Consider the following 26734-nt stretch of genomic DNA (forward strand, 5'->3'; position numbering starts at 1 on the left):
TGCGTATTCGTCTAATCCTTATTTGAAATTTCTTCTAAGTCTTGTTTGGAATTTTGTTTCATTCGATCATGTATAACATATCTATTTTTAAGATATTTGGATTAGTTTTTTACATTTTGATAAATTAAGTGGATACCTAAAGCGTTCGCAAGATTATCAGTGTGTTTTTTATTTATGATTGATTAGCTGGATTTGTAAGGTAACAGTATATACTGTCAATCACTCTTTGTTGTTCGTCATTTAACCATGATTTATTTGCAATTCTCAATAAAAGATGGAATTCAAAATTATCTACATATTCTTGAAGGTATATTTTGAATCCAAAATCTTCTTCAAATAAATCCTCAACATAACGTCTTATTTGCTTTGGAGTTCCTTCAAATGGTGGTCCATCACCAAAAACTTTTAGTTTCTTCATTTTAAGAATTACTCCTGTGAACAGAATTATTCAGATAAAAGAATGTGTAAATACAGCAAAATTTTGTAATTTTCTTGACATCAATATTTAAGAAATAAATCTATGGGTTACAGTAAATTTCTAATTAGATTAACCTTTGAATTCATTCATATTGGACCTCTACTTGTGTTTGTTTTCAATTTTTCTGTCAAGCAAACAAAGCAATTCAGTAATTCTTCTATTGACCCGATGACTTTCAGTTTGAATTTTGTTTTTTCTATTCACAAGGATTTTGTGTAAACCTGCCATGTTCTGATAATTTATAAACCCCTTTATTGCGTTCACCTCCAATTATTTTATAGTAGGGAAATCAGATTATTTTTTCTAACTTTATACCATTATAATAAGAGCGAATGTTCTTTTGTAGTGAAATAAATCGACATAAACCTTGATATAGACGTATTATCAAGCTAAATGAATTGAGCCAAACTATTATAAAAACATATGTTTTTTATAAAAAAATTTATAGTGAAATTATTTATTTATATTTATGTATTTTAAAAACATATGAATTTATATAACCAATTGGGAACCTTCTATGTGGAAAAATGTAATTAATTGTAGAAAAACCTTTTGAATCATTTCAAATAGTAGGACATTTGAGGTAGTTTTACTTTTTAAAACCAATAATGGTTGAGTTAAATTATTTGTAAAAATATAATAAAAATAAAGTGTGAGATTTAAAAAACGAAATCTTGTGATTTCGTTTTATCTTTTAGAATAATTTATTAAACAATGGTATTTCTTGATCATTCGCTATATCTCAAATTAATAGAATCAGTAGCAAATAAAGCTGGAATTGAACGAATAAAATAGCCTTCAATTTCCCGTATTTTTTCAGATTTCTCTTGAGCAGATAATACTACCAATACGTTGACGGTTAATTCACCGTCATCATAAGCCTTTTGCAATTGTTCATTAGTGTGTTTTTTTTTTCTTAAAAGGCTTCTATGAGTTGAAATCCGACTCCTTATATTTTTTGTCCCACCTACATAAACCACACCGGAGTCTTCATCGTGTAATAAATAGATACCGGGTTTACATGGTAGTTTCTTGCTTGAGATATTGTCGATATGCCAACAATTATTTTTCATTTAACCATCTCCTACTCATGAATAATCAAAAAGGTACAAAGAAGCAGGACCATGTTGAAATGAAGAAATTCAAATAAAACATTAAAATAAAACATTAAAATTATTGTCTCGTTCCTAATCTTTTGGACGTTTAAGTTAATTATATTAGCAGAAATAAACGAAATCAATATATTTTTCCCATATACGGGAAAAAATATGTATTTTAACCCCGTATATGGGAATAAAATGATATGGGCATTTTTGGAAAGAAAGGTTGTTACCCAATATGGATCTTGGAGGAAAGTTGCAATTTATAAGAAAACAAAAAGGTATTACGATTGAGGATTTAGCAGCTAAAAGTGGTATTAGTAAGTCATCTATTGATAGGATTGAAAAAAATGGACAATCTCCTACAATTCAAAAATTATTAAAACTTACGGAATGTTTGGAAATAAGGATTGAAGATTTAATATCTGAAAATGAACTCGAAATAGAATTAATGGAGCTATTATGGCAAGCAAAAAAATTAACCAAACAGGAAGTTAGAAAAGTTGTAGATATGCTACAGGTTTTCGACCAGGAAAAACAAAAATTAAAAAATAAACCTTAATTTATTGCTATTTACAGCAACATACAATGTTAGGGAAAGAAAATTGATTAAAGCATTTTCCAAATAAGAAAACATCTAAGACCATTAATTCATTCTTAATCAATGGTTATTTAGCCTTGGGAATTTTCTAAATATTAACCGGTTACTATAGTTTGAGCACATTAATAAGTAAGTTGCGAAAAAATAAATAAATTTTTTATTTAAGCAAGGACTGATCAAATGAAATCAGAAGCAGAAAAGGTAATAATAAATAGATTTGGTATACCGGAAATTGAAGGTATAAAAAGGGAAAATTTAATATTAAAAACAAACGATAAAAACATTCCAGGAACCGATGAAGAAGACTATTATTGCAATGAAAACAGCTTTAAATTTTGTCTAGTTAAAAAAGAGGATCAGGTCCCAATTGAGCCTGTTTTTTCAATGGACTTTTTCAAAGCTGGTACAAAAATGCAAAGCTTACGAAAAGAAATACCGTATATACGATTAGAACAATTGTACGTTCATAAAGATGGATTGCGTAAAAAGGGAATTGCCACTTACTATATGAATAAACTTGTCCAATATGCAAAAGAAGAAGGGCTTACTAAAATAAAGGTTTACCCTAACCCTAATGCAGATAATTTTATAAAAGATATAAAAGAAAATGCTTTAAATAAAGAACAATTAATTTCTTTTTACAAAAAATTTGAGGACAAAGAAATAAAAAATTGACATAGAATTGTTATGAGCCCCTCTCGATTGAGAAGGGCATGCTTAATCCCATGATATTGCTTCTATCACGAAATGCTTATATCCATTTTTTCTTGGGTCAATGAGTTTTATCAAAAATTTTCGACCTATTTGACACTATAATGAAGGCATGACCTGGTTCTGATTGAAAAAGAATGTGAGGGATTACATTTAAACAAACGGGTGATTTACTTGAAGAACCTGAATTTTTGCAACTAAAATGGTCCTTATTATTTTTGTTTCACACAGAACATATGTTCGTATATAATGATGTAGAGGTGAATAAAATGGCTATACGGGACCGTGGTAAAAAGAAATGGCAGTTTGCGTTTGGGATGCCTGAATTGATAAAGGCTCATCGAAATCTTTGGATCGACCAGGAACGTATGAATAAGCCAATCATTGATGAATATGAGAAGGAGGAATTTGACCAACGTCTCTGTTATGCGATGGAGCATAACCTACCGGTAAAAGTAACGATATGGTCTGACGGTTTTACTTGCGAAATAACTGGTCGCATCCATTATCTAGATCCAATATCGTACCAACTAAGGATTGAACTTCAAAGAGGGGAGTTTCAAAGGATTGATTTCAGGGATGTTATAGATTTGTCTGTTGTTGATTGAATGTGTTCAAATTTCTAAAATTATGGATAACCTTCTTCAGCTAATGGGCAGATTTAGGAATAACTCTTTAATTACCTAGAGATCTTTATTTTGCAACGAAGATCTAAGAGAGGAATTAGTAATCATAAAAATAAAATTGTTGAGATGTTGTTCCGGATTAAATTGAGTGATGCTTTTCATTTGTTTATTCATTAGAGATTACAGAATAATACGCTTGTGATTATAGTTGATTAGTAGAAATTGAACCAGTTTATATAAAAGAGATTTTTTCGAAAATTAGGAAATAAAATCCAATAATTAGCTGTCCGATAATCTCTTCTTCTGTAAGTAGATATCTTTGGAAGGTTAATAGTTGTCTATTAGAATGCTTATACTATTTGGTTAGGAGGCTAAACATAAAGACATTTTATCGTTGTTCTGAAGGTTTATACAATAGTAATATTAGACGAAAAAAAGGTCAATTATTTTGAGGTGTAATAATGAAATTTGATGATTACATAAAGGAGTTTTACAAGAATAATAAAAACAGACCTACGTTTGATAATTTAAGGTTTGAATTCATTAATAAGGGATATGAGAAATTCCTCTGGCTTCCCTATTCTGAGGAAAGAGTAATTGAAGAAAAAATTGAGATGAAAATTAGAAGTTTAAAAGAACTTAATATACCTAAAGTGTTAACACCTATTGTGAAGACAATCTCAGAACAAAGCTCGAATGACGAATTCATCTTCTTTTTCAGTTATGCTCCCACAAAGAGATATTATTTAGCAAAAGAGTTAGCTAAAAGAGCGTATAAGACCATTATCCTCCCGAACGTGTATGAAGATGACCCTTCCATTAACACTATGGCGATTTTTAAAAAGAAACAGGTAAAAGAAGCTTATTTATTTTATCATTCCTTACGAGGATCCGGTATGGGAAATGACATGGCTGCTTACAGGATTTTTGGAGTGGACATTTTGTTTATTGCAGATTTATGTTCCTTTAAAGATCAACGAATTTGTTTCCCTAGACCTAACCCATTAACTCATTTTTATGGGAATATGAGCAGAAGAGATAACGACCCCTATGAAATTAAACAAACGAGAGAGATTATTGACGAAATCATGATTCGGAAGGATTTTAAAGACGAATTTGTATTTGCATACACTTTAAGAAAGTTTTTAATGGAAACCATGCAATCTCTATATGAACGGAATAAAGAGTATTTTATAAAGAAGAAAGAGCTTGGAAAGATAGAACTTAATCATAAAGATGAATTCGAAAAAATTTATAGTGAGTTGGTGGCTAAAAACGAAGCACCAGTTAAGTGGAAGTCTGAAAAACAATTATTCGACTTGGTTTATTCAGAGTATCCCGATACTTTATTTCAACATATGCCCTTATGGTTAGCACCTCAAAACTTAGACATTTATGTGCCCTCATTAAAATTAGGAATTGAGTATCAAGGGATTCAACATTATGAACAAGTTGGTTTTTTTGGTGGAGAAGAAGGTTTAGAGAAAAGAAAAAAGCTAGATGAAAAGAAGAGGCATCTTTGCAAGATGAATGGCATCACATTATTAGAATGGCATTACCAGGATACGATTACGAAACCAGTATTAAAAAAGAAATTAAAAGAGTTGGGATTGGGTTAAAGTAAAAATTAAGGATTATAAAAGGGGGTCTTGTTCATATTACGGGTGCTTAGTTAAATAAATTCCAAAATAAATACAGGGATAGCTTAGTTCCATAAGGAACTGGGCTATTTTATTTTTCATAAACAAAAAGCACCGCAAATACGGTGCAAATTCACGTTTTGTGATAGGAAACGGAACCCGTAACCAAAATATACTGCATTTTTTTATGTAGAATAATAAAGGATGGTTTTATGATGAAGATAAAAATTGAGGATATTGTGGGTATTAATGTAAATTCTAAGTTGGATTTTAAATGAAAATTATTACTTTCGAGAAATTGGTTCCAAACAAGGATATTATATTAATCTAAAAAATATATATTTTTCCAAAAAATAAGTAGAAAGTTGATGAACGCTAACTAAAAATGCAAAAAACATGGTACCATTATAATCAGTACATCTACTTATTTAAAGTACGGAGGGTATATATGCTCAAAACACCTTTTGGTACATACAATGGGGACAGTTGGGAAGAACACTGTCAAACCTTATTAAAAATGAAATACGAAACCGATGGTTATCAGGAGATGACTGCGCATACAAATGGCGACTTAGGTATAGAGGGTTTTACAAGGAGTGGAATTGTTTTTCAGTGTTACTGTCCGGATGATGAATATGACTCTGCTAAACTGTATACTCATCAAAGAGATAAAGTGACAACGGACCTGCAAAAACTTAAAAAATATAAGCCTCAATTATTGAAGTTCTTTCAAGAGGTCAAAATAAAAAAATGGATTTTTCTTACTCCCAAAATTACTAATAAAGCGCTTATTTCTCATTGTCATGAAAAAGCCGTTGAATACCGTAATGATGAAGCTATGAAAGATTTACTAGATGACGAATTTGATGTTCTTGCCCATGATGAGCTGTTTTACGGGAAAGAAATTATCCAGGCAAAGCGGATCCTAAATGAAAAGATTAATATTGAGGTACCAGTTCCGGATGAAGAAGAAATTATTAACTGGAAACAGTGCCAGACTTCTTCGATTGCAATCTTAGACAGGAAAATCGGGAATCTCTTTAACCATTTAGACCAAGTAATTAAGGAGAAAAAAACAAACAAATATATTGATTTACAGGTGCGTAACTATATAAAGGGACAGGAAATTCTAAATTATATGAAACAGACATATAGTTCAGCATACGAGAAACAAGTTAGGATTAAAAGTTCCATTGCAAGTCACCTGGAAGAAGAGGTATTGCTGACGGATTTAGCTCCAAAAGAGTTGTTGGACGAAACCATGGACAAGTATAGAGCGGCGCTCACGGGGGAAAGATTCCATGATATTTTTGAATTCTCTGTGTACAATGATTTATGCCATGAGGCAATCGCGAGCTGGCTCATTGACTGCCCGCTGGATTTTGGAGGTTAAAAAATGGACTTGCCATTCGATGAAATAAAAGAAATTAGATTCAGCAGAAAAAAAGTGCCCATTTCCCCTGAACTGCGACCGATGTACCGAATTTCACAGATAATCCTTATCCTGCATCTTTCATCTACGAAGCAGACAGCATCGCTGTTAAAGCTGCAATTATTTAATTGGGGCTTGCAGAATCAGGGGCGCTATGAAAGATTGCTGAAATTTAAGGAAACGGGTAATTTTCCAGTTATCCGCTTTGACCCCTTTTTAAATAGAGCGCTGAATTACGGAGTAGCAATGGGAGTTTTTATATTCAATGATACCACTGGTAAATTCGCATTAACTGAAAAAGGGGAAGTTTTCGCACAAAGTATATTGAAAGAAGATGTATTCTTAGAAGAGAAAAAATTTTTAACAACAATTAAAAAAAGTCTGTCTGATGCGTATATTTTGCAACTATTTAAAGAGAGGTACTCCTCATGAACCGAATAAAATTGAATCACCTAAAAATAACAATTGATACGGCTGAAGGAGTATTTGGGACCGATATTCCATTCCAGTCGGGATTTAATATATTAAGAGCCAAAAATACCAAAGGGAAAAGTTCTACTTTAAATTCCATACTTTATGTATTGGGCATCGAAGAAATGCTGGGCGGAAGAAATGCAAAAACGATGAAGCCCGTACTGAAAGAGAAGTTGTCATATAAGGAAGAGGAAGTCCCCATTTTAGAATCGAAAGTGCAGCTAGAGATTTCCAATAAAAGAGGGAATATTATAACACTGACCAGATGGATAAAGTCATCTACCATTGATGAGAAATTAATAAGGGTTCATTTCGGAGCCCAGCTCTCAAAAGATGATAAAGTGAATTTCAAAGATTTTTATGTCCACATGAGTGGTTCGGCAACGGAGAAAGCAGGATTTCATGCCTTTTTAGCTAGCTTTTTAGAATGGGCATTGCCTGAAGTCCCTACATTTGAAGGAAAGGACAGGATTTTATATATTCAGACTCTTTTCCCTTTATTTTTTGTCGAGCAGAATAAAGGGTGGAGCAGTTTTTATTCCCCTATATCTGGAAGTTTTGGTATTAGAGATTTATCCAAACGGGCATTTGAATTTTTATTGAACATGGATGTTACCAAGAATACGAAAGAGCGGGAAGAATTAAAAATACTGAAGGCTTTACTTTCAAATAAATGGTCCACTTTGAAACAAGATATAGAAGAACTAGCTGTCAGTATTCATGCGGAGGTTCCGAGCCTTCCTGAAAAGCCATCACTGTTAGATGAGCTGACGCTTAATGTGTATGATGATAATAAAATACTTGTATCCATTGTTGATCGTATATTTCAATTAGAGCGTTCGATAAAAGAAAGAGAGAACTATAATATTGTTAAAATATCAAATGTTACCTCAGAGTACGAAAAGAAAGTAAAAGAGCAGGAACTGCTTGTTTTACAATTACAGAGTGAAATAAACTCCATCAGGCAGGATTTACACTTAGAAAGAAACAATCAGGGTTCTATGATTGAAAACCTAAAAAATTTAGAAATGGATTTGAAACGAAATCAAGAAGCTGAAAAATTGTATAAATTAGGTTCAAAGGTGGATTCTAGCCTTTCTCATGGTATATGTCCTACTTGCAATCAGCATGTTGAAGATTCGCTTATGCCTCCGGAAACAAGCATCCAGCCCTTAGATTTATCGGAGAATATAACCTTTATAAAAGAACAAATTAGTACGCTCGTTTTCGGTATAAAGCAATCGCAAAAAGTTATTCAAAATAAGAAATCGAAGCATGATGCACTTTCTGAACACCTTGATAATGCTAGAAGAGAGTTAAGACTTTATAAATCTGAGTTAAGCGAAAACCCACAATTGCCTACCAAGAAGGAACTGGAAAAATTAGTGGAGCTGAAAATCCTGTTAAATAAGCTGCAAGAGGCTAGCGGTTCTTTTGAAAAAATTGAACAGCGTTTTGACAAAGTTAAGGAAGAGTGGAGAAATTATTTAACCAGACAGGAAGCCTTGCCGAAAGATTACTTCTCGGAACTGGATAAGAAGAAGCTAGCTTATTTCGAGAAAGAGTTTTTAAGCTTATTAAAGGAATTTAGCTTTTCCAGTATTAATACAAGTGAAATCACAATTTCTCATGATAAATACACTCCTATCGTAAGTGGTTTTGATATCAAATTCGATTCTTCTGCAAGCGATAATATCCGATTAATCTGGTCTTATGTGATTGCCATTTATAAGACAAGTCAGCAGTATGGCGGAAACCATCCAGGTCTAATAGTTTTTGATGAACCGGGTCAGCAGCAAATGGCTGTGAAGAGTCAAAAGCAGCTTTTTGAAGTATTATCAAAAACGAAGGGACAGGCGATTGTCGGAACTTCCCTTGAACCGGCAGAGATACAGGAAATGACAAAAAATCTAACTCTGAATGTAATAGATTTGGGTGAGGATTATATTATTAAACCTTTAAAATAACAGGGTAGGCTATTTAGTATTAAAACCAGTAACCAAGAATGAAAGGTTACTGGTTTTTGTATTTAATCATTTCTGCTGCCCAAACTTCTTTTTGTTTTTTTGTCATTACTGTTTTAGCAACCTCAAAATATCTAAAAGCTGTGGTAAAAGATATCCAGTATCTGCTTTATACATCTTTTTTTGAATTGGGTTATTGAACAAACGGGCAGGATAGCTGACCAAGGTTCTGGGCAAGCTACCTACAAATTTTCGATTAGAAATGGTAGGTATGGTATGAAGAAAATCAATGTTATTATCTTTATATTCCTCTTTGTTTTTAATCATACAAACATCATAGTCTATGCTGCATATTCAAAAAGTGGAGATTCTAGAGGTGAAAATCTTTATATAAACTTTGTAGATAATAAAATGAATCAAAGATTTTATCGATTTAATACAAACACAAAAATAAATAAAATGTTATTTATGAAAAAAATAACGGACTATCCTACAGCGGTATATTCACGTTCAACTAAAGAAGTGTATTTTACAGACAAAACAAAAAATCAAACATCACAACTTTTTAAAAAAAATCTAAATAATAATCAAACTACTCAACTAACTAATGACCTTAATCATGTTGATATTTTAGAATTGGATGAGAAGAACCAAATTCTATTTATGAGAGTATTGTTAGGTGATAATGACCGTAACTTTCAAATGGCAATATATGATTTAAGGAACAAAAAAATTAAACTGTGGAATAATCAGGATAAAGACACATCAGTATTTATGATGGATTATAATCCAAAGAAGAAACAATTGCTTTTAGTAACGAATTCGGTAAAAAAAGAGTATGAAAAAATCGAACAAGCTAACAAGAAAGGAATTCCTCCAGAACCACCAGCTTATACTCTATCTATTTATAATAAAGATGGACAGAAGGTAAAAGATATAAAAAATATAGAACTTTTCTTAACAGGTGCATCGTTATCTACAGATGGGAACAACATTTTAATTAGTTACTTTAACAACCCAAAAGAAAATATTTTCAGTATCGCAACAATAGATATGAAGAGTAAAAACACTACACTACTCTTAATAGACCCAACAGTAAGTATGCGGCAACCTGAATATAACAAAGATAAGAGTGGATTTTATTTTTTAGCAGACAAAAATAAACAAATAAATATAAATGACGAGGATGTTAATGAAGTAACTATAAACTTCTACGAAATAAAAAATAAAATAATATCTAAAACATGGTTATGTAAGAATGGGCAAGTTGTAAATTTCTATGTAGAAAAGTGAACTTTGAGAAGTTATTGATTTAACTGGGTGCTTATGTTCAGGATGATCTGATCGCTGCGGCGGTCATTTTTTCCTGTTAAACTAACCGGCAGGTTACTTCAAGAAGGGAAATTTTCTGTGAAAGCGAATTTACTATAAAATACTGCTGCCTTATGGTGGCTTTTTCTTTTAGAACTTTTTAGAAAAAAATTACGAAAAAATGAACCATTTACTATTCTTGGGGGAATAAGTAGGTAGATAAAGGAGGTTGGGACGTGACGGAACATGAAGAACTTATCAAAGCTCAATCTGGGAATCATCATGCATTCAATTCACTATTGAAACCCTATATCCCTTCAGCATACCAGGTAGCGTATATGCTTCTAAGGGAAAGAGCCGGGGCAGATGATGCGGTACAGGAAGCTCTAATTCGTACATATAAATCCATACATCGATTTAATCCTGAAATTGCATCGTTTAAAACCTGGTTTCATCAAATTTTGCTGCATGTAATATGGAAAATGGCAAAGCGAAAACGATTCTTTTATCCGTGGAAGGATATTTTGGACAAGTCCAGGGATGGGCAGCCGGAACACATTTATCTTCAGGAGGAAAACCAAAAGGAGTTATATCAATGTATTCATAAACTTTCATTGAAACATCAGACCGTTATCATTTTATACTACATGCAGGATTTATCTATCTCGGAAATCGCTTCGATCCTTACCATAAGTGAGGGAACGGTTAAATCACGACTTCATCACGCCAGAGGAGAGCTTAAGAAGCAATTACTGTCTTCATCACATGGCGATATATCTCTGAAGGAGGGATGGACATGGAACAAGAATTAAAAAACACATTGAAATACGTTCAACGACAAATCCAGCTTCCAGAAGAAATAGATATTGAAAGCATCTTAAAAAGGAAAAAACGGTTTAATTCGAAACAGGCGGTCATATTTGTAGCTTTAACTGTTCTTTTCTTGCTGTTGGTTCCGAATGTAACACCAAGCTGGGCTGGGCTTAAGCTCTTTGGTACTAGCGATCAACCTACTCATCCTTATTCAGAATACCTTGTTCACGACGCTCATTACTATATACCGACAGTTGAGAGGTTATCCAAAGAGCAATTAGCTTCGAAACTAGGCACAATATCCCGTATTGGGGATTGGGAGTTTTTACGGGAAGGTGATACTACACAATATCCTCCGGACTCCAACTATTATTCCATTAAGGATAAATCACCTGATAAATATATTGCAGTTGAAATACTGGGAGGTACTGCGAGGAAGCGGACTATCGAGTATTATCAGGTTCTAAAACGGGCAAAATTAGTGGAAAAACCGGATGTAAAGTCTATTTTCGGCGGAAAGAATGATCTAACGGAGGTTCAGGCGGCTTATCAAAACATCCGCAAAGTAGTACCGTTTTTAAGAATACTACAGTCTCCTGAGTTAAAGAGGACCTCTATTGTTTTACGTAACGACGGTTCTCGCTATCATGTAAAACTTGAGTACCGACCTACACCCGAAAGCAGCATGGGGCAGACAGTCACAATACCAGGTGATGACCATATCACTGAAAAATTTATCTGGATACAAGAATATCCTGAAGGATATCAAGACGGGATTATTAAAGGAAACCATGTTGATTATAATGGTGATTTTCAGTATGACCCAAACCACAAAATCGGAGAATTTATTTCCAATGGCTTGAAATGGATTCAATACAGCCGTACTTATGAGCATGCTCCGTATGATCCTTTATTTTCTACAAAGGTAAACCGGGTCATTTACGAGGTGTCTAGCCAAGGATGTACCGTAGAAGAAATGAAAAAAATATTAGAAACATTTGAACAAGCACCCAAAAAGTAATGGTTTATTCTAGCTTACTGTTAAAAATGAATAGGATTTAGAAAGGTCGTCCAAGGACGACCTTTTTATGAGAAAATCACTTGCTGTTCTTTATGTTTAAGATTGTGAAGTATGTACTTAAACTATCTGGAGGTTAGTGGAACAAGAAATGGTAAAATGTATATAGAATATATTACGGGGGAATGTTTCTTGGAGATTATTTTGAACACTAATTTATTTACCGATGAACAAAAAGAACAGGTTGTACCACAACTTGAAGAATTAATTAATAGCTTAGCATCTTCATTAAATATTGTTTCTTTGAGACAAGTAATAGTTCCAGCGAATTTTACAGAAGAAATAATAGCATTTCAGGAAATTCACAACAAACTAAAGCAAGGTCATAGGACCGGAGAGGACGGCACAGCATTTGGAAAGGTCATTACCTACAATGAATCAACGGATTTTTCTCAAACAATTTTTTTGCATGAAGCTTTTTTAGCGTCCCTCTATAGTGAAAATGAAAGTTTAGTTAAAAATATTGTTCATTACATCCAGCACGAACTCGGTCATGTGCATGATAATTTTTATACAAATAATATTTTCACCCACTCTTTGCTAAATGGTTCTAATGTCTCTAGACTCCAATTCCTACTTCAAGATCATTCCGATAATATCTGGTCTGAATACTTTGCTAACAGGAGTTCCTTCTACACTTTAACGTCTGATATTTTGGAAAGTGCATATGAAAATGTATTTAATCAAATAAAATCAGTAAGTGAGAAAGTCATAGAATATATTATTGATTATAATAATGATAGAGATTCATTAAAATTAATAAATAACTTACGCCTATCAACAGATTATTTGTTTTATTATTCAGCTCACCTACTAGGTTTCCTTCAACCAATGAGGGAAATATCTGGAGATGGGGAAGGAAAATTTGAACAGGCAGTATCAACTCTGATTTCAAATACTTTTTTTCAAGAATGTTGGACCTTAATGGATAAAGCTCTATTAAATTTATACAAAAAATATCCAAATTGGAATGATGTTTATGAATTAGAAGAGTTAAATAATGCTGTATTACAATGTTGGAACGACTTAGGCATCTTTATGACAATGATTGATTCAGAACTTTACATAGATGTTCAATGATTAGTCTCGATAACATAAGACATGATTTTGGGTATCGGAGTTCAATAAGAATAATTACATAATATTAGCAGAGGTGTTGTAATGATAACCGTTAAAAATGCTGAAAGTTACCTCAAAGATAAGATTGGTGACGACATTGATGGTATAAAAAAGGTTTGGGATGTATTCAAGGAATTTTGTAAAGAACCCGTAGAGGGGGAAGAAGATAAGCAAATTCTATTTGAATGCGGTATTTATGATTTTACTGGAGAGGAACTATTTCATTTCGGTTTTGTACGTCAGTTTTCTATCATTGAGGATGACGGGTATGACCATATGGAACAACTTCACTGTGAATTTTTATTTAAACCTATCGACGTGTTGAGTAAGTTAGAAGTAGTAGAATGGTCGATGGATTATAACGATTTAGAAGCGTTTTTCAATCATATAGAAAACCTTCAAGAGTTTAAAATACCTTTAAATTTAAAGCCAATAAGTTCGGAGATATATCAAGAAGAAGTTTAAGCCTTATTTCACTAACTGGTGCTATAGCTTCGCAACAAATGGGCTGTTTCGGCAGTCCTATTTTAATTATCGTTATTAAACAAAAGGTAACAAGTTATCTGAACAAAAATTTGATTTTTGTACATTACTTTTAAGCACCGTAATAATAAAACGTATGATATAAAACTGCAGCAAGACAGGCGAAATCCTGCGTGGTTGAATTTATAATAATAGTATCCAATTCCAACTTTTTGAACAACGAAATATCTGTCTTAATTGGCATCGAAACAGTAGCTACTTGTTTATTGTCGCATTTTAAGTAACCAACACTTGTATAATCTTTCTCAAAAAAATATTCGTGGTTATTTAATCTAAAACGATATGCCTTTTCAATTAGTTGAACTCTATTGGAAGCTATCTGCACGGTTTGTAAGGATAAATGGTCAATCAATTTGTACCTAAAGCCCGGAAACAGGCAATCTATGGTATAAAGTGGTTTCCCAAACGCATTAGCTATTTTATAACTATATGGAATGCCACCACGTAATGAGTTGTTGACGATACGGGCAAGGAATTTATGTTGTTGTTTTCTTATTTCGAATACAGCTTCTCCTTGTTCGTTTATTATTGGTATTATTGTTGAAATATGCACCTTTTCAGGTACTTGATAAGTAAACTGTTCCATAGCAACCTCCAGCACATTCAATTGCACATTTATATTATATAACACGTCGGAGACATTTATAGTATCATTTTCTTATTGAACAAACGAAGCAGGTTAATGCAATAAGGATGTAAAAGTTTCTTATAAAGGAACGATTAAAAAGAGGAGTTTTTATGGGTATTATTTCATTAATAAAACTAAAAAAATATGATGATTACGTGTATAGGGCAGTTATTTATGATGATTTATTCCTTACAGAAAAAGCTATTAAAACAATGGAATTAGCAGTTAGAAATGAAAAATTCAATAAAAAAGAAATAGCTAGTGGCTATATATTTTTAGGGACACTTTATTCGAAAATAAAAGACTATGGAAAAGCTTCGGATTGTTACCATCAAGGACTTGAATTATCGATAGATGAGAAATTTTTTTATAGCAGCAATTTAAAAAAAGCAATTGAAACATTTGTTAAAAATAAGGATATAGAAAAAGCAAGATTCTGGTTGGATAATCTTCTTCAACGACAAAGTTATGATAGAAAATTTAAACGACTAAGCATATTAAAAAACAAATTAGAATGAGAACCTTATTAAACTACTGGGTAGCGTTAGTTCAAGAAGGAATGAGAAAAAAGGACTTCACAAGAAGTCCTATTTCTTTACTTAAAAAATCAACATTGTTGTTTAACAGAGCCCTACTTAAAAGAACTTCTAATCGCTTAATTCTTGTTGTGCGAAGTTACGCTTTTCTTAATGTATAATTTGTAAACTATCGACGATTTTTACTGATTCCTTAATGGGACCTTTATAGTGAAAATGATAAACAAATCCATCATCTGTTTGCCAAACAAATTCTGAGTCTGCATTGCGTCTTGTGCCATGAATAGCGATAGTTCCTTCGTGAATATTTTTGTTTTTCAGCCAATTTGTTTTCTTCATCGCTTCAAATAGATTATCTGCTTGCTGATAGGGTTCGTCTCCGTTATCGCCATCAAAGAGCATTGACCAAGATCCGCGCTTCGCGTAAATGACAGATCTAATCCATGGTTGAATCCACAATTTTGCTCCATCTTTCTTTTTATAAAAAACAAAATCACTCGGTCGTTCGCTAGTCGTCAAACTGCCGACAAAACCATATAGCTCACCGATTCGACTTGATTCTGGTGGAGGGAATACTTCTGGATCGTTTCGATAAGGTGTTATTAAAAAATAAATCTTATAATAATTTTCATAAGCTTTCACCTTTACAAAAGTCTTCTTTGATTTACTGTTCTGCGCGTTCCAATAGGACGGCAACAATACCGGAACATTTGTATTTTCTGAGAGCTCATTTATGTACGGTCGTAAAAAGGGAACGACTTCTTGTGACGTTGCAGTTGTTTGGCTATTAGTCATTTTTTGTTTAATTAAGTCTTGCAAATGCGGAGGAAGTTCGTATGATTCGAGATGCTCAAATTTCTTTAATTTAACTTGACCTGGTATTGTTGGTGCAATCTCAAACGTTAATCGGTCCTTACCTACTGGGTTATGAGCTCCAAACACTGGTGTAATTTCTAATGTGATTAAAAAATGAAAGGTGCGGAATCCGTCAATTCTCTCAACCTTTTCGATATCAATTTGATAAGGATACACCATTGGGGTTTCTTTGTAATATTTGGAATAGTAATTGCTCACTGCCGCATCGATTTCTGGACTTAATAAAAGCATTAAGATATCATTGACCATCATTTCTTTTGTATCTTGAGGCGGAGTTGTTCTTTCATGCTTCCATTTGACCAAAAGCCAATCAAAAAGCTGCACCGATTTTAATCTAATCTTTTGATTATTCCGGGTAAGGATGACATCACCATCTGCCAGCGTACAAAATTTTGTTTTATTTTGAACATGGCAGTCATATGCAGGTTCTACAATTGCAACATCCCCGTTTTTCATTTTTATTTTTATTACGGCAATCGGCGTTTTTTTATCATCTAATTCTGTTTTTTCTTTAACTGGTCTTGCTGTGTTAATCCATTCAATTACCTTTTGAATAACGAATGCTTCAATACCATCGTTTTCATTGAAAGTACGCGTTCCTCCGGAAGTACGATAAATTTGCATAGATGCAACATCTTCCCATTTCATTAGAGCATTTGCCTTTACTTGTTGAACCGAAAGGATAATCCCAAAAAATACAAGGATTATTATTGATAACTGTTTCATTAAATTCTCACCGCCATTGTAGTTCCTTAGATGCCTCTTATTATTTTTCCCCAATTGAAATTATTGAATGATTGCGATTCTTTTGTAACATTTGGGAAAAATATTACTAAAGGAGGGCGTTTGAATGAAAAAATTATGGCTTGTGTTAATAGTCCTTTGCTTTATGGAAACAAAACCCTCGTTTCAGGCGCATGCTTAAACGTTTAATCACTTACCAACGAAACAAACAAGTAAACAATGGTTTGTTGAGGTTGGTAAGGCTGAACTTGATAAAACTTCTGTTAGACCGAAAAAAGGTGTTTACGATCTGTTTAGTTTTAAAGTCAAGAATATCGGAATAAACGTGGACTCTGTAACTGTTCAGGCATTCCGGGATGAACCAAATTCCAAAACAAAATTTGCACTTTTTGAAAAGAATAAACAATCAGTAATGATTGAAAAAAAAGGGCAGGATTTTGTTTTTGCTGTTTTTCCTTTGTCGGTTAAGGCATCTCAATTAGAAATTGTTGTTTCTTGGCAAGAAAACGGAATTAAAAGAGACCTGAAAGAAACATTTGTATTTAAGGAGAACAACTAAAGGAGTAATAATTTATGGAATCATTTGAAGCATTAGAATGGCTTAGACATAACAAAAATCCTTCTGCTCTGGCTAGTGACCGGTTTGGCGAAACCGCTAATGCAATCAAATTTGTTGAAAAACTTTACGAACTGGGTGCGCTCAAGGTCAATGTGATTGGTATCCTAGATGAATCAGAACGAATTGATGAGGAAGGTGGACCTTACGCCACAGCACTTATTGTAGAATTACCGCAAGACAGTGAAAATCGCGATAAACTGATTGAATTTTATAAAAAGGAAATGGAAGAGCAAGGCATTGAAGAGGGTGAAGGAATTTTGGAATGGAACGAAAGCATGATGAATGAAGGAAAGCTGGGTTTCGGTTGGGGATGATAAAGTTGAACAGAGGTAGGCAGTGTTTATGTGGAATAAGCTAAAACCTATTTTAATCACCATCATAGTTATAATCGCCGTGTATTTTGCCGGTAAATATGCGTTGGATTCATTATTTGGAGATATGTGCGGAAATGACATAAAACAAAAGATACCATCTCCAAATGGTGAAAATGTAGCCTATATATTCGAAAGAAATTGCGGTGCAACAACAGGACTTTCTCCCCAGCTTTCTATTTTAAATAAAGGTGAAAAATTTCAAAATGAATCAGGTAACACGTTCAGAACTGATAAAGAATTTACCGTTGAATGGCTAAGTGACAAGAACCTGAAGGTGATTTATGATAAATCTTCAGAAACCTATAAAATGGATAAAAAAGTGAATGGCATAAAGATTCATTATATAGGCAAATAAGATATAAAAAAATGTGATTAAAAGGGGAGTTTAGAAGGTTTGCGGGAGATGGAAATAGAATTTGAAAGATTAAATAAAGTGATTAAAGAGTTACCTGAAGGCGAAGCGAAGCTTTTACTTTTACATATTTTAAAAAAAGTATTTTTCTTAAATGAGAAAGATGATTGGGGTTATTCCGAAGAAAAATTTCTAAATGATATCAGAAAGGTTTACAAAATGATTTTATCCAATGAGAAGACTGAAAAGGAGGAAGAAGGACCATTTAAAATGATTCATATTCTCTTTGGTATTTCTGCTGCTGGGACATTCAAGAATGTCCTTAAAAATATGGGTCTCCAAAAGGAGGAAAAAGTTATTTCATTTTGGGAGATGTTTTCTGTAGGTCCGATTTGGCATTTGCATGATGAAATTGGACAACAAGCTCGGTTTGATTGGATGGAAAAAATCCGCACTAATGAATATGGTGAACTCGATGAATATAAGGAATATTTTCAAAGGGCATTAAATGAAATAAAATCTATCCCAGAAAGTGTACCAATTACATTATGGACTTCGGAAAGCGCTCATGAACAGACCGGATTACGATTTGTTTTGCACTTATTGAAGGATAGAAATAATAGCATTTCTGTTATTAACACTACTAAAGAGTACACAGAACTTTTTCAGAAAAGAAAAGTAAAATATACTGTTTTGCACTCAGGTGAAATCATACCAGAAAAATTGCAGTTAATATATGAGCAAGGGAAGGGTGAAAACTTTACAGACCATGATATAGAGGAGTTACAAAAAGAATGGCAATCCCTTGCGGAAAATCATGATAATTTAAGATTATGGAGAAACGGGAGGATTCATTGTGTTCCTGAAGATTATTTAGATGAATTTATCGTTAAGGCAGCAAAAAGATTGCATGGAAAAACAAAGACAAAAGTATTCATAAAAGCTGCAAGATTAATCGGTGAAGTATTGGGGCATTTAGACCAATTTGTAGGGGATTCTTTCTTGGAATATCGCCTTAAAAAGATGATAGAAGCAGGGGCATTTGAGGCAGAAGGTAGTCTTGAAGCTATGAGACTTTATAGTATTAGATTAAAACAGACAGACAAATAACAATTGAAATTTATCATTGAAACGGTAATAAAGGCGCTCAATGAAGAAGCCTTCTCAAGGATAAGTATGGTTGATAACAGAAGCAAGAGTTGTAGATCATAAAGCTGCAACTAAAGATCATGAGAGGTGAGATTATTGACGGTAGGGATTGATTTTTGTATAGCAAATACTTATAAGGAAGCTGCTAAATCCCAGACATATGTCAAGTTTGATGAAAAAATACATCAGTTTCTTTTCAGGAAGGAACAGGGTACTGGAAGAAAATTATCATTACTTACAAATTTAGATCCATATGGCGATAAATTATTTGCTCAGCAGGAAATACTTGAATTGGTTACTATATGCGATTTTTTATTAAGCGAATATAGAAAAGGAGATATACTCGATCAAAAAATAAGAAAATTTGCAAAAGAGCTAAAGTTGCTTTGCGGAGATGCATTAAATCAGGGTAAACAAATATTCGCGGCGGGAGACTAAGCCTCTTCAAAGAAGGTGTTATAAATGGAACATTTAAACCATTTACATCCTAAAGATAAATTTGATATTGACACAGTTGACAAAATAAAAGAACTTAATCGTGAAGAAATAATCTCCCTATTGCCCAAACTACTGGAATGGATACAGGATATGAATTGGGTAATAGCTCCTAAAATAGCAGAACTGCTGTTAGATTTTCCAAATGAAATAATACCGCACATAAGAAAAGTATTTGAAACAGAGGACGACATATGGAAGTTCTGGTGTCTGGAAGTTTTGGTTAAGAAACTTCCATCTGAGCCAATAACGATGCTAAAGAATGACTTAATTCGATTAGCAGAAAAACCTTCTGAAGGTGAGAAATTAGAAGAAGTGGATGTTAAGGCGAAAGAGATATTAATACAATTGTGATTCTAATTGTAAGTAGGTTGCATTATAGTTAAAATTTATAAATTTCAATCTTTTACTTTGCTGAACTAACTGAGGCAAGAGGAAAAGAACAACTGCACTTTCCCCTATTTTGATTGTGTATTTGCTTAATAGATTTGCTTTTCTGGATAAGGAAATCATTGTAGAGTTTTACTTATGAAAAAGACGAATTTTTGAAAACTCCAGAAGCGCACGAGACATATGAAGACCGCGAAAAGGTGATAAAATGGACGAATTCGAACGTATGCTTGAAGAAGAGCTAAGAAACTCCAAAATGATGGAGGCTTTGAAAAATTCCAATATACAAATTGATCAAGACAAATTAAATAACTTCAAAAGCATTATTTCAGAGCTAGTAAGCTTCAGAAATAAGTATGAAAAGAAACGATCCCAGTTACGGAGTTTGGCAGAAAAGGAAATTGTAAATACTCAGTATTCAAAGGGCGGAGAAGCCATACACCGAGGTTATTATTGTCCAAGTCCTGTATTAGATTTAATCGTTGGAGGTCTTAAAAGAGGTAAGCTTTTTAAAAGAACACCGGATTTCGGAAGATATTCATATGAATACTGTTTTGATGCAAACGACAGATTGGTTCATGTGAAAGGTGTAAATGAATTTACAACACCAGATAGCAATTATGATGAGGAATATTTGCTTTATGATGGTAACATCATTTTAGGAGTGGAGTTTCGTCATACGGGTGACATCGTAGCTGTTTCTAGATGTACTTATGAAAATAATCATATTGTTAAATATGAATGGAGTTTATGTAGCTTACCGCAATATGCAGACCTCTATATTGAAGAATACGTCTATAAAAATAATCAGCTTTCAGAAGTGAAAACTGTTAAAGTAAATCCACTAATTGAAATATATGAAGAACAAAAATATAAGGTAGAGCTTAATGAAAACGGAAAAATAGTTAGGTTAATAGGGGGTTTTATAAAAAATGGGGTCTGGGAACAGGATTACATTATAAATATAAACCCCAAAAAATAAAATTGAACATTTTTTCTTTAACAAACAGGGTACTTGAGCGAAACAAAGTGCCTAGCTGAGTCTCTTATTCTAATTATACGAACGTGGTAGGTTAATTCAGAAAGAAGTATGCTAAATTAGATATAAAACGGAGAAGCGATTTAAGTGAAATATTATAAATGTCCTTGCTGCGGATATAAAACATTAGATAAAGAAGCGCCAGGAACAGATGAAATCTGTAATGTTTGTCTTTGGCATAACGATTATGTCCAATTTCAAGACCCGGATTACGAAGGTGGAGCAAATAGGGTTTCATTGAACCAGGCAAAGCAAAACTTCATTAAGTTCGGGGTGTGCGAAGAAAGACTCCTAGAAGCAGTCTGGTTTAAACCTTTTAAACCAATAAAAAGCCAAGAATGAGACTAGTTTTGCTTTAATTAAAGGTAAACAAATATTCGCAGATGAAGACTAAGCTTTGCTTAGCAAATCCTGTAAATCAAAAAAGTCCTTAAAGGACTTTCTTGATTTATATTCAGGCTTCACTTATTCATTAAATTTGGTCAGACCTTTCCTTCGAGTATTTGCTTTCGATACTGGATGGCTGACAGCAATTTATAGCCACGAAGTTTGGGAATCATGTTATCAAGCAGCGCAATCGCTTCTTCTTTTTTTCCGTTATGAACTGCTCGATCAACATTCAACATGTGTAAAAAATAGGTGTCTGATAACTTCGCTTTATGTTGTTCGAATGCTTCCGGATCGTTTTCATGAATGGCAATTTCCGACAATGCATACCACTTGGTCTTAAGTCCAGACATTTGCTGAAGAAGCTCTTTTGCCTTTCCGTATTGTTTCTGCTCCATTAAAAGCATCGATTCGGCGATTCGTTTTGATTTTTTGGAACGGATTTTTCCCATTGCTTTTTCCGCTGCCGATAAATCCCCCTGTAGAAAATGATAAAGAAATTGATAAAATGGCGCTTTAGATTTTTTTAGGTACGCCTCCATCTTTTCGGTATCTTTTCCAAGTAAAAGTGGGTTTCGGACCATGAAAATAACAAGCATGACACCAACAACACTATATACAATCCAAACCGGAACATGAAATAGTCCCATCATTAAACCAAAAATAAAAAGCATCAACAAAAACCAAATCATAGAATCCTCCGATAAAAGATTTTATTCCATTTTACCACATTTTGTTTTGCAGCCATTTTAGTAGGATGTGTTCGTCTGTATTTTTTTCAGTTCCTCACCGAACAAATAGCAATGGTTTAGGAAAAGGGTATGCCCATTTGAATTCACAAACATTTTGTTGAAGTAAACTTAAAGTGAAACTAACTGGAGGTGGCATTTTATGTTTCAAATGAACCTAATAAAGAATTTAAAAACTTCTTATGAAATAGTGCTATCGAATGACAAGAAGTTATTGTGTCATCTTATGGGAGGAAAAACAGTTATATTTGATACAAAAACTTGGGAAAAAGTTATTGAATTGAAAAAGCCAAACAATCCGAGCCATCTTCACTTTTCACAAAATGATGAAATGCTGTACATAAAAAACACTGTCGGAACATTTTGTGTTTACAACACTAAGGATTTTCAACTCATTAAGACGATTAAATCTGGAAAGTCTTTTCAAATAGTGGAAGGGAACTTTGCACTGCTTGATAATCCATTTACTATTCTTGATGTTCTTAAAATAAATGATAAGAAACAGGTTTGTACACTTAACATTGAAACGGGGATATATCAAGTATTAACTGAACTTGAAGGCAGTCATATTGAATTTAATCAGTTTGTACCCAATGATAATTCCTATCTGTTTACTTTGTACTATCTTAAAGAGATTAATGGAGATCATTATTCAAGACAAAAATTAGTTAAGGTCAAAAATCCTTTAACCGAACCGTCTTATTCATTTGTAAGTTCACTGGAATTACAGAATTGGGATTTGGTGTATTTTGAACCCGTTCATCAAGTTTATATTTTTGTTCATAAGGACTATGAATTAACAATTATGGATGCTAATTTAAAAAACATCCTAAGAAAAGAACACTTGTTGGATAAAGGAATAAAAAAATTCAAAAAAAAATTCGCTTCAGAAATTGAAGATGATTTATATGAATTGCAAAAGATTCTTGATGAAAATGAAAATGAATATTTTGTTCATATTGCTGCTTCCTACGATGGCAATTACATTGTTCTCACTTCAAGTGATAGGGTCTATATATTAGGATTCGAAGACTTAGCCCCTATCCATATTGAAGAATTAGAATACGCCTGTTTTGCGGAATTTAGCAAAGATGATACTTATTTTCTTGTTGGAACTTGGACAAAAGGCTTTGTATTTGAGAATAATCTTAAGGGAGTAAAACTTTAACACATCCTTATTCAACTAACGGTTGCCTTAGTTAAACAGAAAAAGACGATAATGATGGTCAAAGGGAGAATAAAAATGGTGAATTATAATATCGGAGACATGATTTTTCAATTGGTTTACATCCTTATTCTTATTATCTTGGCAGTGTTTGTTGTACGGTTTCTATACAGATGGAAAAAGAAAAAGAAGCGATAGTTTTTATCGCTTGTTCGATCGCTGTGGCGGTCTTTTTTCCTTTTTAAAGTAACGGTGCAGTTTAGTAAAAGAAGCTATGTTATAATGATGGGCGATAAATGTTATTAATTTGGAAGTTTACGAAAAAGGAATTGATTCTAAAGAATGAATCGTAAAAATAAAAAAAATCGATTTAGGGATTTGGATTTGTTCGGAAAAGTATTGGTTATTACAGCTATAACACTCGTGGTTGTCATTGCCCTTACGTTTGTTATTGGGAGTATATTCTCAGAAGATTATGAAAGTGATAACTATGGAGGCGGCATAATAGTTATTTTATTTTTTATCATTTATCCTATATATTTATCAGTAATCACAGGTATTGGAATTTGGTGGAAAAAAAGAAATAGTTCCGAAATGGTTTAATTTAAATCCTACATAAGGGCACCAGGTCAGTTCTTATTAAAACAAAGTGTCTTTGTGAAAAAATGTACTTACGCTAACGGGTGCTTTAATTCAAAAGGGTTGTATTAAGTTAATGGAAAGATAATCTAAGATACTAATGGTATTATTATTTAATATATTGAATAAATATTCATAGAATGTTAATATAATAATAGTTTAAATTCTTCTGAGTTTAGACCTCCTAAAATGGACTTAGCCTAGACCACTAAGTTCAACTTTGACCTTTGATTTTATTAATCAAAGGTATTTTTTTATTTACATAATTTGTAAATTGAATCTTATTCTCCATAAGTGTTGATTTAAATTGAATATAGTTTTGTGAAACTTTGCACTTAAACTAACTTGCAGGTTACTTGAAGAAGGAATTTGTATTAACGAACGAGAATAACACTTAAAAAATACTTTTTATTGGAGAGTTGGAGAAATGATTAAGGCGGTCTTATTTGATTTAGATGGAACTTTGTTAAACAGAGATGAATCTTTAAAGAGATTCATTGATATTCAATATGAACGATTGAATCAATGGGTAAGCCATATACCAAAAGAGAAATACATTTCAAGATTTATTGAACTTGACAAGCGTGGATATGTTTGGAAAGACAAAGTATATCAACAGCTAACCCAAGAATTTCATATTTCTGAAATAACCTGGAAAGACTTACTTCAAGATTACATCAGTGAGTTTAAGTATACCTGTGTTCCTTTTGCTAATCTTACTCAAATGTTGGAAGAATTAAAGAGCAGAGATCTCCTTTTAGGAATGATTACAAATGGTTATGGACAATTTCAAATGGATAATATTATAGCTTTAGGAATTGAAAAGCATTTTGATGTGATATTGGTATCCGAATGGGAAGGAATAAAAAAACCTGACCCCCAAATATTTAAAAAAGCCTTAAAACACCTAAAGGTGTCACCTAAACACAGCATTTTTGTTGGGGACCATCCTGAAAATGATGTAAAAGCTGCTCAAAATATAGGGATGAAAGGAATTTGGAAAAAAGATTTTCAATGGGATAATGTTGAAGCGGATTCCATAGTTAATGATTTGTCGGAGTTACCTTTAATCATAGAAAATTTAAGTAAACAAAATGTCAAGTCTTGTTAAGCTAACGGGTAGCGTATGTAAAAGTGGGATGGCTGTGGCGATCCCATTTTCTTATTGTGCTAACTAAGCAAGTTAAACTTAGAAATAAGTATGCTAAAATTAGATTTAAAATGCCGGAGTGATTTAAGTGAAATATTATAAATGTCCTTGCTGTGGATATAAAACATTAGAAGAGGAACCACCAGGAACCGATGAAATCTGTAATGTTTGTTTTTGGCATGACGATTATGTCCAATTTCAAGACCCAGATTACGAGGGTGGGGCAAATCGGGTTTCATTAAACCAGGCAAGGCAAAACTTCATTAAGTTCGGTGTGTGCGAAGAAAGACTCCTAAACGGAATCAAGTTTAAACCTTTTAAACCATTAAAAAGCCAAGAATGAGACTAGTTTTGTTTTCCTTCTTCAACTATATTGGTGCTTATGTTGAAAATGGGATGGCTGCGGTGATCCCGTTATCTTATTGTGTTAACTAGGCAGTTTAGCTTAAAAAGGTTTTCGATTGGAAAATGTAGAATTTAAATAGGTAACACTTAAAATTTGAGGAGAAAAAAATGAAAAATGAAGCAGTGGACAACCTTTTAACTTCGGCTATTCACTATTGCAACCTAGTTGAAAATTTTAACTCCAATCAGGAAATTGATAAATTAAAAAATCTAGTTGTTTCTCTTTTAGAATTATATTCCAAAGCCTTGTTTCTTCCCGATGTTGAACCAGAAAGTGCCGATTTATATGACTTTGATGTATCTCTTCCTCAAATTAACTTCGAACAATACGAGAATTACTGGGAGGTCTTTAACCCATACCACTTAGAGGAACCTGTGTGTGGCAGCTTAACTGATGACATCTTAGATATTTATAAAGATGTTAAGGAAGGTATTTTTTTGTATGAGCAAAATGAGCAAATAGAAGCGATTTGGCATTGGAAATTTCACTTCAAAGCACATTGGGGTAGTCACGCTGTTGATGCAATTCGTGCATTACATTCTGCAAATATTATGTAATCCTCATTAAGCTAACGGGTGCAAGAGCAAAGTAAAAGAGGTTGTTAAAATTGAGAAAATTGAAGTATGAGGAAAAGCAAAGCCAAAACTTTTCAACTGAATTAATTGAAAATGTGGATACCTCCCTGAGTTGGGAAGATATTACAAAGCAAAGAATTGAACGTTATGAAAAGATATTAAGAGTTACCAAACATTCGGTAAAACGCAAAAAGATATTGGAACATTTGAACTGGTTAAAGACCGTAATTAAAGTAGTACAATGAATTAATGATACATCGTTCTACACCCATTATTTGAATTAGATGAAAAAGGTACTTGTTCAACTCCCTCAGTTAAATACGATTTTCTCCCGAATGCTCGCTAATTCGCAGGATTTCATTACCGTTGGTATAGAGTTAACGATTAAATGAAATGAGTTCAGATTTTTAGGCTTCGTGAAAGCATGGGGAAATAGAGGAGTGGTTTACAACTCCATATTTTACCATATGATGTACATGCTCCACGCCGCCCTTGGAGGCTTACCCTCCCATGTCTCAACGGGTCAAAAGCCCTATCATTCCTTCGTCATGCCTATCCAAGGGGTGGAGGC

At 33.1% G+C, this 26734-nt stretch carries 32 protein-coding genes; 27 read left to right on the forward strand and 5 right to left on the reverse strand.

The features are described 5' to 3' along the window. Positions 1-172: 172 nt before the first annotated feature. A complete protein-coding gene (locus M3610_RS10410) occupies positions 173-418 on the reverse strand; it encodes a hypothetical protein (protein WP_251458946.1) in 246 nt (81 codons plus the stop codon). Between the two features lie 788 nt (positions 419-1206). Then, a complete protein-coding gene (locus M3610_RS10415; RefSeq protein WP_251458948.1) occupies positions 1207-1551 on the reverse strand; it encodes a GIY-YIG nuclease family protein in 345 nt (114 codons plus the stop codon). Positions 1552-1816: 265 nt separating this feature from the next. On the opposite strand from M3610_RS10415, the gene M3610_RS10420 reads away from it, so the two are divergent. The 12 genes from M3610_RS10420 (at position 1817) to M3610_RS10475 (ending at position 13812) form a co-directional block, all read left to right on the forward strand. Then, positions 1817-2140, forward strand: a complete 324-nt coding sequence (locus M3610_RS10420) for a helix-turn-helix domain-containing protein (protein ID WP_251458950.1) — start codon at positions 1817-1819, stop codon at positions 2138-2140. Positions 2141-2359: 219 nt separating this feature from the next. Next, positions 2360-2854, forward strand: coding sequence for a GNAT family N-acetyltransferase (locus M3610_RS10425; RefSeq protein WP_251458952.1), 495 nt, complete (start codon positions 2360-2362; stop codon positions 2852-2854). Between the two features lie 305 nt (positions 2855-3159). After that, positions 3160-3498, forward strand: a complete 339-nt coding sequence (locus M3610_RS10430; protein WP_251458954.1) for a YolD-like family protein — start codon at positions 3160-3162, stop codon at positions 3496-3498. A gap of 479 nt (positions 3499-3977) precedes the next feature. Beyond that, positions 3978-5135 (forward strand): PDDEXK family nuclease, encoded by a 1158-nt coding sequence (locus M3610_RS10435; protein WP_251458956.1) that lies wholly within the window; start codon positions 3978-3980, stop codon positions 5133-5135. Between the two features lie 469 nt (positions 5136-5604). Further along, entirely contained in the window at positions 5605-6549 is a 945-nt protein-coding gene (locus M3610_RS10440; protein WP_251458957.1) for a hypothetical protein, read from the forward strand. Positions 6550-6552: 3 nt separating this feature from the next. Beyond that, complete coding sequence (locus M3610_RS10445; protein ID WP_251458959.1) at positions 6553-7020, forward strand: hypothetical protein; 468 nt, start codon at positions 6553-6555, stop codon at positions 7018-7020. After that, positions 7017-9029, forward strand: a complete 2013-nt coding sequence (locus M3610_RS10450; RefSeq protein WP_251458961.1) for a coiled-coil domain-containing protein — start codon at positions 7017-7019, stop codon at positions 9027-9029. Before M3610_RS10445 ends, M3610_RS10450 begins: the two co-directional genes overlap by 4 nt. Before the next feature lie 273 nt (positions 9030-9302). Continuing rightward, positions 9303-10319 carry a hypothetical protein gene (locus M3610_RS10455; RefSeq protein WP_251458963.1) on the forward strand — a complete coding sequence of 339 codons (1017 nt, stop codon included), beginning with the start codon at positions 9303-9305 and terminating at the stop codon, positions 10317-10319. Between the two features lie 254 nt (positions 10320-10573). Beyond that, the gene (locus M3610_RS10460) at positions 10574-11149 is read left to right on the forward strand and encodes an RNA polymerase sigma factor (RefSeq protein WP_251458965.1); all 576 of its coding nucleotides are present in this window, start codon (positions 10574-10576) and stop codon (positions 11147-11149) included. Further along, positions 11134-12171, forward strand: a complete 1038-nt coding sequence (locus M3610_RS10465) for a hypothetical protein (protein ID WP_251458967.1) — start codon at positions 11134-11136, stop codon at positions 12169-12171. Before M3610_RS10460 ends, M3610_RS10465 begins: the two co-directional genes overlap by 16 nt. Positions 12172-12360: 189 nt before the next feature. Then, a complete protein-coding gene (locus M3610_RS10470) occupies positions 12361-13308 on the forward strand; it encodes a hypothetical protein (protein WP_251458969.1) in 948 nt (315 codons plus the stop codon). 81 nt (positions 13309-13389) lie between these two features. Further along, entirely contained in the window at positions 13390-13812 is a 423-nt protein-coding gene (locus M3610_RS10475; RefSeq protein ID WP_251458971.1) for a hypothetical protein, read from the forward strand. 130 nt (positions 13813-13942) lie between these two features. On the opposite strand, the gene M3610_RS10480 is transcribed toward M3610_RS10475, so the two are convergent. Then, positions 13943-14476, reverse strand: a complete 534-nt coding sequence (locus M3610_RS10480) for a tubby C-terminal domain-like protein (RefSeq protein WP_251458973.1) — start codon at positions 14474-14476, stop codon at positions 13943-13945. 152 nt (positions 14477-14628) lie between these two features. Between M3610_RS10480 and M3610_RS10485 the strand changes: the two genes are divergently transcribed. Next, on the forward strand, positions 14629-15036 hold the full coding sequence (locus tag M3610_RS10485) for a hypothetical protein (RefSeq protein WP_251458975.1): 408 nt from the start codon (positions 14629-14631) through the stop codon (positions 15034-15036). 168 nt (positions 15037-15204) lie between these two features. Here the strand turns inward: M3610_RS10485 and M3610_RS10490 are convergent, their stop codons facing one another. Then, positions 15205-16656, reverse strand: coding sequence for a DUF3888 domain-containing protein (locus tag M3610_RS10490; protein WP_251458977.1), 1452 nt, complete (start codon positions 16654-16656; stop codon positions 15205-15207). Positions 16657-16999: 343 nt separating this feature from the next. Here M3610_RS10490 and M3610_RS10495 point away from each other — a divergent pair, with 343 nt between their 5' ends. From M3610_RS10495 to M3610_RS10530, 8 genes are all read left to right on the forward strand, one after another. After that, a complete protein-coding gene (locus M3610_RS10495; protein WP_251458979.1) occupies positions 17000-17233 on the forward strand; it encodes a hypothetical protein in 234 nt (77 codons plus the stop codon). 14 nt (positions 17234-17247) lie between these two features. Continuing rightward, positions 17248-17607 (forward strand): hypothetical protein, encoded by a 360-nt coding sequence (locus M3610_RS10500; RefSeq protein ID WP_251458981.1) that lies wholly within the window; start codon positions 17248-17250, stop codon positions 17605-17607. A gap of 28 nt (positions 17608-17635) precedes the next feature. Then, positions 17636-18022 (forward strand): hypothetical protein, encoded by a 387-nt coding sequence (locus M3610_RS10505; RefSeq protein ID WP_251458982.1) that lies wholly within the window; start codon positions 17636-17638, stop codon positions 18020-18022. A 48-nt stretch (positions 18023-18070) separates the two neighbouring features. After that, entirely contained in the window at positions 18071-19129 is a 1059-nt protein-coding gene (locus M3610_RS10510) for a DUF1835 domain-containing protein (RefSeq protein ID WP_251458984.1), read from the forward strand. A 135-nt stretch (positions 19130-19264) separates the two neighbouring features. Further along, a complete protein-coding gene (locus M3610_RS10515) occupies positions 19265-19606 on the forward strand; it encodes a hypothetical protein (protein WP_251458986.1) in 342 nt (113 codons plus the stop codon). A gap of 24 nt (positions 19607-19630) precedes the next feature. Beyond that, positions 19631-20017 (forward strand): DUF5071 domain-containing protein, encoded by a 387-nt coding sequence (locus M3610_RS10520; protein WP_251458988.1) that lies wholly within the window; start codon positions 19631-19633, stop codon positions 20015-20017. 244 nt (positions 20018-20261) lie between these two features. Then, positions 20262-21035, forward strand: coding sequence for a hypothetical protein (locus M3610_RS10525; protein ID WP_251458990.1), 774 nt, complete (start codon positions 20262-20264; stop codon positions 21033-21035). A 144-nt stretch (positions 21036-21179) separates the two neighbouring features. Then, entirely contained in the window at positions 21180-21434 is a 255-nt protein-coding gene (locus M3610_RS10530; protein ID WP_251458992.1) for a CPCC family cysteine-rich protein, read from the forward strand. 140 nt (positions 21435-21574) lie between these two features. On the opposite strand, the gene M3610_RS10535 is transcribed toward M3610_RS10530, so the two are convergent. Continuing rightward, complete coding sequence (locus M3610_RS10535) at positions 21575-22171, reverse strand: hypothetical protein (RefSeq protein ID WP_251458994.1); 597 nt, start codon at positions 22169-22171, stop codon at positions 21575-21577. Positions 22172-22370: 199 nt separating this feature from the next. On the opposite strand from M3610_RS10535, the gene M3610_RS10540 reads away from it, so the two are divergent. From M3610_RS10540 to M3610_RS10565, 6 genes are all read left to right on the forward strand, one after another. After that, the gene (locus M3610_RS10540) at positions 22371-23396 is read left to right on the forward strand and encodes a YncE family protein (protein ID WP_251458995.1); all 1026 of its coding nucleotides are present in this window, start codon (positions 22371-22373) and stop codon (positions 23394-23396) included. 339 nt (positions 23397-23735) lie between these two features. Continuing rightward, complete coding sequence (locus M3610_RS10545) at positions 23736-23996, forward strand: hypothetical protein (RefSeq protein WP_251458997.1); 261 nt, start codon at positions 23736-23738, stop codon at positions 23994-23996. 463 nt (positions 23997-24459) lie between these two features. Further along, on the forward strand, positions 24460-25143 hold the full coding sequence (locus M3610_RS10550) for an HAD family hydrolase (RefSeq protein WP_251458999.1): 684 nt from the start codon (positions 24460-24462) through the stop codon (positions 25141-25143). Positions 25144-25270: 127 nt separating this feature from the next. Further along, positions 25271-25525 carry a CPCC family cysteine-rich protein gene (locus M3610_RS10555; RefSeq protein WP_251459001.1) on the forward strand — a complete coding sequence of 85 codons (255 nt, stop codon included), beginning with the start codon at positions 25271-25273 and terminating at the stop codon, positions 25523-25525. Between the two features lie 170 nt (positions 25526-25695). After that, positions 25696-26145 carry a DUF5063 domain-containing protein gene (locus M3610_RS10560; RefSeq protein ID WP_251459003.1) on the forward strand — a complete coding sequence of 150 codons (450 nt, stop codon included), beginning with the start codon at positions 25696-25698 and terminating at the stop codon, positions 26143-26145. A gap of 50 nt (positions 26146-26195) precedes the next feature. Further along, complete coding sequence (locus tag M3610_RS10565; protein WP_251459005.1) at positions 26196-26408, forward strand: hypothetical protein; 213 nt, start codon at positions 26196-26198, stop codon at positions 26406-26408. The last annotated feature ends 326 nt before the right edge of the window (positions 26409-26734 follow it).

It is taken from the genome of Neobacillus sp. MER 74 (assembly GCF_023714155.1).